This is a genomic window from Ensifer sp. 38_S197, assembly GCF_056924495.1.
The window spans coordinates 2,920,474-2,933,861 of sequence record NZ_JBXOVZ010000002.1 but is presented as its reverse complement, the minus strand read 5'-3'; the positions used below and the strand labels follow the sequence as shown (position 1 = coordinate 2,933,861).

Sequence of the window (13,388 nt, the reverse complement as noted above, 5' to 3'; positions counted from 1 at the left end):
AGGCGGCTGTGCCCTTATGGCGCCGTCAGGTGCCCGCGCGAGCGGGAGAATCGGGAATCCGGTGTCATTCCGGAACGTGCCCAACGCTGTGACGGGGACGGTTGCCTCTCGAAGTGCCTTGAATTGATTCAAGGTTTTGCCACTGGATCTTCAAGCGATCTGGGAAGGTGGGGCGACCGGTTGAACCGAAGTCAGAAGACCGGCCTGGCGAGATAGACCGAACCCCGCGTGGACGGCGGGAGGTTTTCGCATTGTTGGGGATCGAACGATGCTGACTGAACCGAAGGGCGGCCTTGCGGCTGCCGGTGCCTTTTCGCTGGAAGAGCGGGAGGCCGTCTACCGCGCCATCGAAACACGCCGCGACGTGCGCGATGAATTCCTGGACAAGCCTTTGCCCGACGAACTGGTGAAGCGGCTGCTGACGGCGGCGCACAGCGCGCCGTCCGTGGGTCTCATGCAGCCCTGGAACTTCGTGCTGGTGCGGGCGCCGGAAACGCGCGAACGCATCTGGCAGGCCTTTCGCCGTGCCAATGACGAGGCGGCGCTGATGTTTGCGGAGGAGCAACAGGCCAAGTATCGATCACTGAAGCTCGAAGGCATTCGCAAGGCGCCGCTCAGCATCTGCGTCACCTGTGATCGCACGCGCGGTGGCGCCGTCATTCTCGGCCGCACGCACAATCCGCAGATGGATGTCTACTCGACGGTTTGCGCCGTGCAGAACCTGTGGCTTGCGGCGCGCGCTGAAGGGGTCGGCGTCGGCTGGGTCAGCATCTTCCACGAGGCGGAAGTCAAGGCGATCCTCGGCGTCCCCGATCATATCGAGATCGTTGCGTGGCTCTGCCTCGGCTATGTCGATCGTCTCTATCAGCAGCCCGAGCTGGCGGTGAAAGGATGGCGCCAGCGCCTGCCGCTGGAAGAACTGGTCTTCGAGGAAGGCTGGGGAACTGCAGCGACGGATCGTACCGACATCAATTCTGGACCGGTTGATAGGCCGGTCCCTTCGGGTGCTTGAGGTCGATCGAGGTTTCTTCGTTGGGCAGGAAGGTCGGGCCGACGACGCGCACCTTGTTCTTGGATGGGTCGTATGGGCGCTCCTCGGGCGGCGCCTTAGCGGTCGTGGCATCTGCCGGTTTCTTGGTTTCGATGACCACGATTGACGACTGGTCATCGCCGGTCATCGTACCGGTCGCTTTCGGCGAGGTCGCGGCCGTCTGCGGTATCTGGCAGCCGCACATGCCGGGTTTGCTGATGCCGCGGGTGCGATAGGCGAAGGCATTGGGCATTTCGGTATAGGGCCGGCCGGTCACGGCCGAGACCATCTGTTCGCTCTCCTCCGTGTTGAGGTCGTGGAAGTAGAGCTCCGTTTCGGCGCCAGGGCAGCGCGCCCGGCAGGCCTGTTCGTCACGCGGGAAGTCGGCGGGTGTCGCATCCGAAGAGATCGGGAAGAAGGCGCCGTCGCAGGTGCGCACGCACATGGTCCGCAACGTCCCGCGATAGTAGCCGTCCTGCGGCGCATAACCGTCTTCGCCCTGCCCAAGCATTGGCCCGTAGGCGTCGTCAGGCGGCAGATCGGCGATGATGTTGCGGTGCGTCTCCGGCTCTTCGGGTTCGACGCTCGCAAAATAGTCGCGGTCGCTGTAGCAGCCGTTGATCTCGAGCGCGGCGACGATACGGCGACGGGTGTCTTCGCTGCCGCCGGCGACGATCTGCTCACGCTCCGATTTCAGCATGCGCAGGTTGTCTTCCATCTCGGCGATGAGGCTGTCGAGCTCGCTGCAGGTGTCGGGGTCTCCGCCGTCGAAGGTGGCGACGCTGCCGCCACCGCAGCCCGCGCGCCGGCGATCGTTCTTCGCCCGGCGCAACTCGATGTTCTGGCGTGAGATGGCGCTGGCATAGTCGCGGGCGTCGGCATTGCTGGCGACGATGTCGGACATTTGCGCAAGCCGGGTGTTCAGCCGGTCGCACACGGTCGATGCCAGCGAAGGGTCGGCACCGACCAGGGCCAACGGCACAAGCGCCGCAACGACGTGTTTCAAGCGCGGGAACACCAGCGAGGTCTCTTCCTGCTGCCGCACGATGCCGGCCTTCGGATATGGGCGGCTACCGGCGGCAATTCCTGTTTCAGCTCCATCATAGAGCTTGTCGGTGATCGTGCAACGACAAGCGGCGGTTTGCGTTAACAGGTCCGGCCGGCCGATGCGCTCAGGCGGCGCGGGCGGTTTCCAGCGACATCGGGCGTTCCAGAACACTGCCTTCGATGGCAGCAACGGCCTTCATGCGCTGAAGCAGGTTCTCGTTCACTTCCCAGGCGACGGCAACGGCGAAGACCGAGCCGATGCGATGCGGTTCGGCGATGCGCTCGCCCGGGCATCCCATGCGGCGGAACATGCGTTCCAGGAACACGTCGGTGACCGTGACGATATGGCTGATGCCGGAGGCGAGACCGAGCTCGCCGACGCCGCACATCAACTCGGCGGCCGCGACCGTGACCTGATTCGATGCGCGATCCTGCGAAATGTCGGGCTCGATGCAGAAGCGGCTCGATTCCCAGACCGAAGCGCTGCGGATTTCCGGGTTGTCGCCGAGCAGGATCGGGAAAGTATCGTCCAGCATGTTGGGGCCGAGCGTCGGAAGCAGCCTCAGTGCGCCGCGCAGGCGACCGGTATCGGGGGCGTAGGACAGCACGTAGAGCGGGTTCGCCTTGTCGTAGTTGTCGATTTCCCACTCACCGTCGGTCTGAACATCCCATTTCAGGAAATCGTGAAAGACGCGCTTGCGCAGCCGGAACATCTCGTCGACGGCCTGCGGGTGCTGTGCGCGGGTCTTTCCGTTCAGGATCCTGATCATCTTTTTCTCCATCCTTGTTTTGGGATGGGCGGATGCTGTCAGGCTGGCGACGGTCGCGTAACTGTCGGTAGTGACAGTTTAAATCGGTGATATTTCCCACTAGATTTCGAGGGGTTTTGGGAGGGGCCTTGGCGCGGCCGGCGTCAAACGGTGGGGATCAGCGCATGGCGCACGGCCTGGGCAACGGCCTGCGTATTGGAGACGACATTCAGCTTGCGCCTCGCATTGGTCATGAAGAAGCGCACGGTACGTTCGGAAATGCCGAGAATCGTGGCGATTTCCCAATAGCTCTTGCCGGCGGCGGCCCAAGTCAGAACCTCGGTTTCGCGGCCGGTGAGGCGCTCGCGCGCCGAAAGCGCTCCGGGCATTGCGGCGTGCTCGAGCATTGCGGCATGGAAGAGGTTGGCGGCGAGCTGGAAATCGCGCAGATGCTGGCGCCGATAGGCCGTCCATTCGTCGGCCGGCATGTTGACGTTGAGGGCAAGCAGCGCCATGCGGCCGGCTGGCGAAGGCAGCGGCAAGGCGACGCCTTCGGTCGAAAGGCCGATCTCCTGCGCCGCCTGGAACAGGGGCTCGCAATCCGGAAAACGATGCCGCGCCATCGTCCACTCCACCGGGCGGACGCCGCCAAGTGCGAGTTTCAGGATGGGATCGATTCGATGAAGGCTGCGCGACCGGTAGATTTCGGCCGCATAGGCACCGAAGGTGTGATGCAGGCGGCAGATCTTGAGCTCGTCGGCGTAGGGCTCGGCTTCAAGGTACAGGAGATGAGCGATGCGGAAGGTCCGGCGCATCAGCGTAAAGAAATGAGCGGGCTCGACACAGCCCCCGCATTCCAGGATTTCCAGCATGTCGAGGACAGCCTGTTGCTCAGTCATGCCACAACACCGAATCTCGTCCGAGGTTGCAGCATGGTTAGGGGTTCACCTTTTGTCCAGCGCAAACTTAGCTGTTTAGTGTGCAATACCAGACATGCAATTTCTGATTGGCGGTTTTCCCGACTGGTCTGCCCGAGCGGGTGGCAGAGGATGATTCCTCTGTGATTCCCGGACGATAGCGCGCCGCGCGCGATTGCGCGACGCCTGGATATGGCATTGGGGGCGCCGGTCTGGCGCCCGGTATCCGCGAAGATCGATGGCGATCTCCGCGGCTTCATATCAACCCGGATGGCTGGCTTCGACGACCGCGAGGGCCGCCATGTTGACGACACCGCGCGACGTGACCGAAGGCGAAAGGATGTGTGCGGGCAGCGCCGAGCCGAGCAGGATCGGGCCGACATGCAGGCTGTCGGTCATGGTCTTGACGACGCCGAGCGTGATGTTGGCGGCATCGAGATTGGGGAAGACCAGCAGGTTGGCTTCGCCCGGCAGGCTGCTGTCCGGCATGACGCGCTGGCGCAGCGCTTCCGAGATTGCCGCATCGCCGTGCATTTCACCGTCGACTTCGAGGTCGGGCGCGAGTTCCCGCACGAGCTGGAGCGCCTTGCGCATCTTGGTGGCGCTTTCCGAATCGCGCGAACCGAAGTTCGAATGCGAGACGAGGGCTGCACGCGGCGTGATGCCGAAGCGGCGGATTTCCTGTGCCGCCATGACGGTGGTCTGGGCGATTTCCTCGGCGCTCGGGCAGTAGCTCACATAGGTATCGGTGAAGAAGGTGGCGCCGCGCTGCGAGATCAGCAGGCTGAGCGCGGAGAAGTCGAGCACGCCCTCGCGCTTGCCGATGATCTGCGAAACGTCGCGCATGTGGCGGGAATAGCGGCCCTCGACGCCGCAGATCAGCGCATCCGCTTCGCCGCGCTTGACGGCCAGCGCGCCGATCACGGTCGTGTTGGTGCGCACGATCGTACGGGCGGCTTCCGGGATCACGCCCAGGCGGCCGACGAGCGAGAAATAGTCCTCGACATAGTCGCGATAGCGCGGATCGCCTTCGGGGTTGACCACTTCGAAATCGACATCGGGACGGATGCGCAGGCCGTAACGGCGCAGGCGCGTCTCGATGATCTGCGGACGGCCGATCAGGATCGGGCGGGCCGTGCCTTCTTCGAGAAGAACCTGGGCGGCGCGCAGCACGCGTTCGTCTTCGCCTTCGGCAAAGATCACGCGGTTCTTCTGGGCGTTCTTCGCCGCGGCGAAGACCGGCTTCATGATGAAGCCCGAGCGGAAGACGAAGCGGTTCAGCTTGTCGAGATAGGCGTCATAGTCCTGGATCGGACGGGTGGCGACGCCGCTCTCCTCGGCCGCCTTGGCGACGGCCGGCGCGATGCGCAGGATGAGGCGCTGATCGAAGGGCGAGGGGATCAGGTAATCCGGGCCGAAGACCGGGGTCTCGCCGGAATAGGCGCGGGCGGCGACGTCGGACGGCTCCTCGCGGGCAAGGCCGGCGATGGCGCGGACTGCCGCCATCTTCATTTCTTCGTTGATGGTGCTTGCGCCGCAATCGAGCGCGCCGCGGAAGATGTGCGGGAAGCAGAGAACGTTGTTGACCTGGTTCGGGAAATCCGAGCGGCCGGTGCAGATCATCGCATCCGGACGGGCGGCACGGGCAGCCTCCGGCATGATTTCCGGCGTCGGGTTGGCAAGCGCCATGATCAGCGGCTTCTCCGCCATCTGCACCAGCAGTTCCGGCTTCAGCACGCCGGCTGCGGAAAGTCCGAGGAACACGTCTGCGCCGGCGATGCTGTCGGCAAGCACGCGGTTGTCGCTCTCCTGCGCGTAGACGGACTTCCACTCGTCCATCAGCACTTCGCGGCCCTTGTAGACGAGGCCTTCGAGGTCATGCACCCAGATGTTCTCGCGCTTGGCGCCAAGCGTCACGAGCAGGTTGAGACAGGCGAGCGCGGCGGCACCGGCACCCGACGTGACGATCTTCGCCGTGGCGATATCCTTGCCCGCGAGTTCGAGGCCGTTGAGGATGGCGGCTGCGACGATGATGGCCGTTCCGTGCTGGTCGTCATGGAAGACCGGGATCTGCATCTTTTCGCGCAGGCGACGCTCGACCTCGAAACACTCGGGCGCCTTGATGTCTTCGAGGTTGATGCCGCCGAAGGTCGGTTCGAGCGCCGAGATGACATCGACCATGCGGTCGATGCTCGAGGCATCGATCTCGATGTCGAAGACGTCAATGCCGGCAAACTTCTTGAAGAGAACTGCCTTGCCTTCCATGACAGGCTTCGAAGCCAGCGGTCCGATATTGCCGAGGCCGAGCACGGCCGTGCCGTTGGAGATAACGGCGACCAGGTTGGCGCGGGCGGTGAAATCCGCGGCGGTTTCCGGGTTGTCGCGGATGGCGATGCAGGGGGCGGCGACACCAGGCGAATAGGCGAGCGCCAGGTCACGCTGGTTGCCGAGCGGCTTGGTGGGCTGGATTTCGAGCTTTCCCGGGCGAGGGTAACGGTGGAAGAAAAGGGCCTGCTGGTCGATGTCGCCGCTGGCCGGACCGGTTTGGGATTTCGTTTTGTCGCCCGTGTTCATTCTCTCGCATTCCTCATTCGTGGTCGTGCCTTTTGGCATGAATTCGGAACGAGGTACAGTTTTGCCGTATCGATTTTGACGGCCAGATGGGCGGCAAGGCGCTCATGTCATCTTCCTGAAACACGAGTCTGGTTTTCACGGGGGCAGAAAGCGTAACCCAGACGAGGCTGGCATGACGGCGCAGCAAGACAACTCCGTACGAAAGCTCAGGACGTTGTTCATCTCCGACGTCCATCTCGGGTCGAAGGCCGCCAAGACGGACTTCCTTCTCGATTTCCTGCGGTATCATGAAGCGGAGACGATCGTGCTGGTCGGCGACATCGTCGACGGTTGGCGGCTGAAGCGCAGCTGGTACTGGCCGCAGAACTGCAACGACGTCGTGCAGAAGCTTCTGCGCAAGGCACGCAAAGGCGCCCGCATCGTCTACGTCCCCGGCAATCACGACGAATTCCTGCGTGATTTTCCCGGCGTACATTTCGGCGGCATCGAGGTGGCGCAACGCTACCTTCACGAGGGCGCCGACGGCCGGAACTATCTGGTGCTCCATGGTGACGAGTTCGATGTCGTGGTGCGCAATGCCCGCATGCTCGCCTATCTCGGTGACTGGGCCTACGACACGGCGATCGCCATCAACATCGGCCTGGCCGCAATCCGCCGCCGCCTCGGCATGCCCTATTGGTCGTTCTCTTCCTGGGCCAAGCTTCAGGTGAAGCATGCCGTCAACTTCATCGGCGAGTTCCAGAAGGTGGTTGCCGACGAGGCCCGTCGCCACGATGCGCAGGGCGTGATCTGCGGGCACATCCACCACGCGGTCATCGAAGACATCGGCGACATCCGCTACATCAATACCGGCGACTGGGTGGAAAGCTGCACGGCGATTGCCGAGCATCATGACGGGACGATGGAACTCATCACCTGGCACCAGATGCGTGGCGGCGCCGTTGAAAGCGAAGCCTCCGGCGAAGCCGACAAGCTGCTTGCCCAATTGCTGACCCAGCGCGCCGCCTGATCGGAGAGCGACAGTTCGGCTCCTGTCGCGAAAACTAGGTTATGGCGAGGCCTGCCGGGGCTGTGCTAGAGATCGGGTACAGCCATCAGGTCAGCCGATGATTCCCACCTCAGCGCCCGCATCCGTGGGCCCTCCGCCGCGCCATTTCGCGCTTCGCATCGCCTTGCTCTTCTGCGCGCCGCTGATCGTCAACGGCTTCGCCATGCCGTATTTTCCAATGTGGTTGAGCACGCTCTCGATGACCGACTTCGAGATCGGCGTCGTCCTGGCGCTGCCGATGTTCGTGCGCGTCATCACGGCGCCGATCGCGGGCGTCATCGCCGACCGCCTCGGCGAGCGGACGATCGTGCTGATCTGGTCCGGCTTCCTGTCGCTCGCGACCGCACTGGTGCTGTTCTATTTCCGCGACTTCTGGCCGGTGCTGGTCATCTACACGCTGCAATCGGCGGTCTATTCGCCCTATGTGCCGATCGTCGAGGCGATTGCGCTCTCCGGCGTCCGGCGCTGGGGCTTCGACTACCCCCATATGCGGCTCTGGGGCTCGGTCGCATTCATCGGTGCGACGATGCTCGGCGGCTGGATGGTCGGCATTTTCGGCAGCGACATGGTGCTGCCGGCGATGGCGATCGGCTTCGGCCTGACGATCGCCATGGCCTATGCGGCGCCGCGTGTCGGCAAGCCGCGCCGGCCGTCGCCGATCACCGCGCTCACCGAGCCGCCGCCGAAGTCGCTCAAGCAGCTCGACCTGCAACTGCTCCTGATCGGCGTGACGCTGGTGAACGCCAGCCACGCGATGCTGTTCGCCTTCTCGGCGATCTACTGGCAGCAGATCGGCTACAGCGGCACCGAGATCGGCCTGCTCTGGAGCGCGGGCGTGGCGGCCGAAGTCACGATGTTCATCTTCGCCAAGGCGATCAGTCGCCGCTTCAGCGTGTGGGTGATGATCCTGTCGGGGTGTTCGCTTGCGGTGGTGCGCTGGATCATTTTCCCGATGAATCTCGGCTTCAGCGGCTATTTCGTCCTTCAGTGCTTCCACGCCTTCACCTACGCGATCATGCACACCGGCATGCAGCACAAGCTCGTCGAGCGGGTGGTGGAATCCCAGGAAGCGTCGGCCCAGGGACTCTATTTCTTCTACACCGGCATCTTCACCGCGATCTTCACCTTCCTGTCCGGCTATTTCTACGCCTGGTACGGCGTGAACGGCTTCTATTCGATGTCGGTCGTCGCCTTTGCGGGTTGCTGCTTCGCGGTGACCGCCTGGTATCTTCAGCCCCAGAGACGCGGCTCCGGGGGGAAGACGAGCGAAGCCTCGTAGCGCAGGCCGGGTGTGCGATCTTCGGCGAGCAGCAGCGGCCCGTCGAGGTCGACGAAATCAGCACCCTGGGCGACGAGGATCGCCGGGGCCATCGCCAGCGAACTGCCGACCATGCAGCCGACCATGACCTTGAGGCCGAGGGCTGCTGCCTGATCGCGCATGCGCAGCGCCTCGGTGAGGCCGCCGGTCTTGTCGAGCTTGATGTTGACCGCGTCATAGCGGCCGACAAGGGCGGCGAGGTCCTCGGTCGCGTGCACGCTTTCATCCGCGCAAATGGGGACGGGGCGGGCGACCGTCGCCAGCGCCTCGTCGCGCCCGGCCGGCAGCGGCTGCTCGATCAGGTCGATCCGTTCCTCGGCGCAGATCGCGAAGTGGTAGGCGAGCGTTTCGGGCGTCCAGCCTTCATTGGCATCGAGAATGATGCGGCTCTCCGGTGCGCCGGCCCGGACAGTGCGGATGCGGGCGGCATCGTCCGATGTGCCGACCTTGATCTTGAGAAGCGCCCGGTGGGCGTATTTCGCCGCCTGTTCGCGCATGGCATCCGGCTCGGCGAGCGACAGCGTATAGGCGGTCGTCAATGCGTCGGGTGAGGCTATGCCCGCAAGCGCATGAACAGGCTTGTTTTTCTGTTTGGCTTCCAGATCCCATAGGGCACAATCGACGGCGTTTCGCGCGGCACCCGGTTTCATCTGGCGCTGCAGTTCGGCACGGGTCAGGCCGCTTTCGATGCGCGGGCGAACGGAAGCGATCTCGGCCAGCACCGAATCGATCGTTTCTCCGTAGCGGCCGTAGGGCACGCACTCTCCGGAGCCGGTGTGGAGACCATCGCTGATTCGGCAAGTGACGACGCTTGCCGTCGTCTTGGAGCCGCGCGAGATCGTAAAGGTGCCTGCAATCGGGAAATGTTCCACTACGGCATCGAGGGAAAGTGACATGAAAGCGTCTCCGGCGCGCAATCTGAGGGTCCGACATCGCCGCCAACCGAACGTGCGGGTGACAGCCACGGTGCGAGCCGTTATGACGGTGTAAGGATTTACGAATCTTTACAGCGCCGCGTCCGTGGGACACGCAACGGTCGCTGTAACACTTTAGGTCTGCTGCGTTATTTTGTCCTCAAATCGATTCCGGTTTAAGGAATTATGCAGTCGCAAATCAGGAAAACCGAAGCCAGGTGACGCCATCCGCCCGCAAGCTTACCGCCGATGTTGCGCTGGCCGAAAGTGCCGGCGGGCGAAGCTATGTCTTTACCGGCGCCTGGCGGCATGAAACCGCCGAAGCGATGGCAGCGAAGCTCGACGGACTTGCAAGCAAAAGCGACGGGGTCGCGCAGTTCGATCTTTCCGGCGTGACGGCAATGGACACGGCCGGCGCGTGGATCATCCGGCGGTTCATGACCCGTATTGCCGGTCCGTCGCGGGATGACATCCATTTCGCCGAGGGCGGGCAGCGCTATGTCGAGCTGATCGATGCCTTGCCGGCGGAATTGCGCGCGCCCGAGAAAGGCAGCGAGCGGCTGCCGCTGTTCCAACGCATTTTCGCTCCGGTCGGCGAGGTGATGGTCGCGACCTGGGACGACGTCGTCGCGGCGATGTACATCCTCGGTTCCGCGGTGCGCGGCGCCCAGCTCAAGCTGGGGCGGCACAGCGGCGTCTCGCCGGCGGCGATCGTTCATCAGATCGACCGGATGGGCGTGATGGCGGTGCCGATCATCACGCTGATGTCGTTCCTGATCGGTGCGATCATTGCGCAGCAGGGCGCGTTCCAGCTCCGCTACTTCGGCGCGGAGGTCTTCGTCGTCGATCTCGTCGGTATCCTGCAATTGCGTGAAATCGGTGTTCTCCTGACGGCGATCATGATCGCCGGTCGTTCCGGCAGCGCCATCACCGCCGAAATCGGCTCGATGAAGATGCGCGAGGAAGTGGACGCGCTGAAGGTGATGGGACTGAGCCCGATCGGCGTTCTCGTCTTTCCGCGCCTCGTCGCGCTCACCGTCGCGCTGCCGCTGCTGACGATCATCGCGAACTTTGCCGCCTTGACCGGCGCCGCCCTGGTCGCCTGGGGCTATTCCGGCATCACGATCCCGACCTTCCTTGCGCGCCTGCAGGAAGCGGTCGATTTTTCGTCCGTCGCGGCCGGCATGATCAAGGCACCGTTCATGGCGCTGATCATCGGCGTGGTTGCGGCCGTGGAGGGGCTGAAGGTCGGCGGCAGTGCCGAATTGCTCGGACGTCACGTGACCTCTTCGGTGGTCAAGTCGATCTTCGTCGTGATCCTGATCGACGGGCTCTTCGCCATGTTCTACGCAGCAATCGATTTCTGAGGCGAGGAACAGCCGTGAGCGCAATCGAGAAACGACACGAAGAAGACCAGGCAACGGAAGCGAACGGCCGCGAGTCCGTGCTTTCCGTCCGCGACCTGACGGTGGGCTTCGGCTCGAACATCGTGCTCGACAAGCTGAACCTCGAAATCTACCGCGGCGAGATCCTCGGTTTCGTCGGTGCTTCCGGCACGGGCAAGTCGGTGCTGATGCGCACCGTGCTGAGGCTGCTGGCGAAACGATCCGGCAAGATCGAGATCCTGGGCGCGGACTACGACAAGATCACCGAAGCCGAGCGTATCGCGCTCGACATGCGCCTCGGCGTTCTCTTCCAGCATGGCGCGCTCTTTTCGGCGCTGACGGTGCGCGAGAATATCCAGGTACCGATGCGTGAATATCTCGACCTGCCGCAAAGGCTGATGGACGAACTGGCGCGGGTGAAGATCGAGCTTGTCGGCCTGGCGCCGGAAGCGGCGGAAAAATACCCATCGGAGCTTTCGGGCGGCATGATCAAGCGCGCCGCCCTTGCTCGGGCCCTGGCGCTCGATCCCGACCTGGTTTTCCTGGACGAACCGACCTCGGGCCTCGATCCGATCGGGGCCGCGGAGTTCGACGAGTTGATCGCCAAGCTGCGCGACACGCTGGGACTGACCGTGTATATGGTGACTCACGACCTCGACAGCCTCTTTTCCGTCTGTGACCGCATCGCGGTTCTCGGCAAGAAGCGGGTTCTGGTCGAGGGGACCGTCGAAGACATGCTGGCCTGCGATGAACCCTGGGTGCGGTCCTATTTCCGTGGCAAGCGGGCTCGATCGATCGTGCGCCACGATCAATGACCGGAGCATGCTTGCGCGCAAGCGAATGGCTTGATGCGGAAAGATGCGCCGGAAACGAAGTGCAGCAGCGTTCTTCGGGCGTCAACGAACGAACGGCGCTTGAAAATGAATGCGGTTTTGGCGCCAAGGCGTCGAGATCGGAGGAAGAGCCGGTGAAGCGGCCACGAAGGTAGTCGGTACGAATGGAAACGAAAGCGAACTACGCCATTGTCGGTTTCTTCACGGTGTTCGTGATCGCGGCCGCCTTCGGCTTCGTCTACTGGATGTCACAGTACGGGCGCAGCGGCGAGATGGTCGAACTGGTGGTCAACATTCCGGGTTCCGCGAACGGCCTCTCCGTCGGCTCGCCGGTGCGCTTCAATGGCATCGCCGTCGGTACGGTGCGCAATCTTGCGATCGATGCCAATGATCCGCGCTATTCGATTGCCGTCACCGAAGTCTCGGTCGACGCGCCGGTGCTGCGGTCGACCAAGGCGACGCTGGAAGTGCAGGGGCTGACGGGCGCCGCCTATATCGAACTTAGCGGCGGCCGCAAGGGCGACGAGAACATCCTGAAGACCGCGATCGAAAAGGGTACGCAGGCGCGCATCCTTGCGGATCAGTCGAGCGTCACCAGCCTGCTGGCGACCGCCGACCAGATCATGGACCGCGCCAACAACGCGATCAGTGACATCCAGGGCTTCGTGACCGACGTGCGCGGCCCGCTGACGACAACGATCGGCAATGCGGAGAAGTTTTCAACGGCGCTCGCCAACAATTCCGGCGCGATCGATGACTTCCTGCAGAGCGTGACGGAGCTTTCCGGCTCGGTGAGTACCGCTTCGAAGAAACTCGATTCGACCTTGGCGTCCGCCGAGACCTTGGTGAAGTCCGTCGACCCGAAGAAGATCGATCACATCGTCTCCAACGTCGAGCAGATCAGCAACGATCTGAAGGCGGCCTCAGGCGGCGTCTCCGAAACGATCGCCGCCTTCCGGCGCACGGTCGAAACCTACGATCAGTTCGGCAAGAACGCCCAGAAGACGCTGGCGCGGGTCGATACGCTTGTGGCCTCGGTGGACAAGAACAAGGTCGAACTCGTCGTCGACGACATCACCGCAGCGACGGCCGATGCCCGCAGAACCGTTGCGAATATCTCTCAGTTCGCGTCGAAGATTACCGCGCGGCAAGAGGACATCGACCGTACGATCACCGACGTTACCGAACTGGCGAGCAAGCTGAACGCCTCGGCCAACCGGGTCGACAGCATTCTGGTCAAGGTCGATGGTTTCCTCGGCGACGCGGATGCGCCGTCGCTTTCGGCCGAAGCACGCACGACGCTCGAATCCTTCCGCAAGGTTGCCGACAATCTCAACGCGCAGATCGGGCCGATCGCCGAAAACCTTCGGCGCTTCTCGGGTTCGGGCCTGCGCGATGTCGAAGCGCTCGTCACCGATACGCGGCGCACGGTGCAGAGCCTGGAAAACACGATCTCCACTTTCGACAAGAACCCGCAGCGGCTTCTCTTTGGCGGCGAAACAGTAAAACAATATGATGGCCGCACGCGGCGCTGAGTCGGGGGCGGCAGGACCGGTGTGGGGCCAGGCGGTGT

At 63.3% G+C, this 13,388-nt stretch carries 11 protein-coding genes and 1 riboswitch; of the genes, 6 read left to right on the top strand and 5 right to left on the bottom strand.

Going from position 1 to position 13,388, the window contains the following annotated elements; all coding sequences use genetic code 11:
• Positions 1 to 10 precede the first annotated feature (10 nt).
• Positions 11 to 222: riboswitch (cobalamin riboswitch) on the top strand.
• Between the two features lie 46 nt (positions 223 to 268).
• Entirely contained in the window at positions 269 to 1,012 is a 744-nt protein-coding gene (gene bluB / locus AC1Z3V_RS27245; protein WP_483502817.1) for a 5,6-dimethylbenzimidazole synthase, read from the top strand.
• Here bluB and AC1Z3V_RS27240 read toward each other — a convergent pair.
• The 4 genes from AC1Z3V_RS27240 to AC1Z3V_RS27225 all read right to left on the bottom strand — a co-directional run bounded on the left by AC1Z3V_RS27240 (position 969) and on the right by AC1Z3V_RS27225 (position 6,317).
• Positions 969 to 2,075, bottom strand: coding sequence for a DUF2865 domain-containing protein (locus tag AC1Z3V_RS27240; protein ID WP_483502815.1), 1,107 nt, complete (start codon positions 2,073 to 2,075; stop codon positions 969 to 971). The genes bluB and AC1Z3V_RS27240 overlap by 44 nt on opposite strands.
• 127 nt (positions 2,076 to 2,202) lie before the next feature.
• Complete coding sequence (locus tag AC1Z3V_RS27235; RefSeq protein ID WP_483502813.1) at positions 2,203 to 2,847, bottom strand: acyl-homoserine-lactone synthase; 645 nt, start codon at positions 2,845 to 2,847, stop codon at positions 2,203 to 2,205.
• Between the two features lie 143 nt (positions 2,848 to 2,990).
• Entirely contained in the window at positions 2,991 to 3,725 is a 735-nt protein-coding gene (locus AC1Z3V_RS27230; RefSeq protein ID WP_429815623.1) for a helix-turn-helix transcriptional regulator, read from the bottom strand.
• Between the two features lie 279 nt (positions 3,726 to 4,004).
• Positions 4,005 to 6,317, bottom strand: coding sequence for an NADP-dependent malic enzyme (locus AC1Z3V_RS27225; RefSeq protein ID WP_483502812.1), 2,313 nt, complete (start codon positions 6,315 to 6,317; stop codon positions 4,005 to 4,007).
• A 172-nt stretch (positions 6,318 to 6,489) separates the two neighbouring features.
• Here AC1Z3V_RS27225 and AC1Z3V_RS27220 point away from each other — a divergent pair, with 172 nt between their 5' ends.
• Entirely contained in the window at positions 6,490 to 7,326 is an 837-nt protein-coding gene (locus tag AC1Z3V_RS27220) for a UDP-2,3-diacylglucosamine diphosphatase (RefSeq protein ID WP_483502810.1), read from the top strand.
• 97 nt (positions 7,327 to 7,423) lie between these two features.
• Positions 7,424 to 8,644, top strand: coding sequence for an MFS transporter (locus AC1Z3V_RS27215; protein WP_483502808.1), 1,221 nt, complete (start codon positions 7,424 to 7,426; stop codon positions 8,642 to 8,644).
• Here AC1Z3V_RS27215 and dgcA read toward each other — a convergent pair.
• Positions 8,596 to 9,579 (bottom strand): N-acetyl-D-Glu racemase DgcA, encoded by a 984-nt coding sequence (dgcA, locus tag AC1Z3V_RS27210; protein ID WP_483502806.1) that lies wholly within the window; start codon positions 9,577 to 9,579, stop codon positions 8,596 to 8,598. The two genes, AC1Z3V_RS27215 and dgcA, sit on opposite strands and share 49 nt — an antisense overlap.
• Before the next feature lie 236 nt (positions 9,580 to 9,815).
• On the opposite strand from dgcA, the gene AC1Z3V_RS27205 reads away from it, so the two are divergent.
• The 3 genes from AC1Z3V_RS27205 (at position 9,816) to AC1Z3V_RS27195 (ending at position 13,350) form a co-directional block, all read left to right on the top strand.
• Complete coding sequence (locus tag AC1Z3V_RS27205) at positions 9,816 to 10,964, top strand: ABC transporter permease (protein ID WP_483502804.1); 1,149 nt, start codon at positions 9,816 to 9,818, stop codon at positions 10,962 to 10,964.
• A 23-nt stretch (positions 10,965 to 10,987) separates the two neighbouring features.
• Positions 10,988 to 11,797: an ABC transporter ATP-binding protein gene (locus AC1Z3V_RS27200; RefSeq protein WP_483504160.1), complete on the top strand. Its 810-nt coding sequence runs from the start codon at positions 10,988 to 10,990 to the stop codon at positions 11,795 to 11,797.
• Positions 11,798 to 11,979: 182 nt separating this feature from the next.
• Positions 11,980 to 13,350 (top strand): MlaD family protein, encoded by a 1,371-nt coding sequence (locus tag AC1Z3V_RS27195; protein ID WP_429815607.1) that lies wholly within the window; start codon positions 11,980 to 11,982, stop codon positions 13,348 to 13,350.
• The last annotated feature ends 38 nt before the right edge of the window (positions 13,351 to 13,388 follow it).

Excerpts from the sequence above, each read along its gene's own strand:
- bluB (WP_483502817.1), top strand. The coding sequence starts at position 269 with ATGCTGACTGAACCGAAGGGCGGCCTTGCGGCTGCCGGTGCCTTTTCG.
- AC1Z3V_RS27235 (WP_483502813.1), bottom strand. The coding sequence starts at position 2,847 with ATGATCAGGATCCTGAACGGAAAGACCCGCGCACAGCACCCGCAGGCC.
- AC1Z3V_RS27230 (WP_429815623.1), bottom strand. The coding sequence starts at position 3,725 with ATGACTGAGCAACAGGCTGTCCTCGACATGCTGGAAATCCTGGAATGC.
- AC1Z3V_RS27225 (WP_483502812.1), bottom strand. The coding sequence starts at position 6,317 with ATGAACACGGGCGACAAAACGAAATCCCAAACCGGTCCGGCCAGCGGC.
- AC1Z3V_RS27220 (WP_483502810.1), top strand. The coding sequence starts at position 6,490 with ATGACGGCGCAGCAAGACAACTCCGTACGAAAGCTCAGGACGTTGTTC.
- AC1Z3V_RS27215 (WP_483502808.1), top strand. The coding sequence starts at position 7,424 with ATGATTCCCACCTCAGCGCCCGCATCCGTGGGCCCTCCGCCGCGCCAT.
- dgcA (WP_483502806.1), bottom strand. The coding sequence starts at position 9,579 with ATGTCACTTTCCCTCGATGCCGTAGTGGAACATTTCCCGATTGCAGGC.
- AC1Z3V_RS27195 (WP_429815607.1), top strand. The coding sequence starts at position 11,980 with ATGGAAACGAAAGCGAACTACGCCATTGTCGGTTTCTTCACGGTGTTC.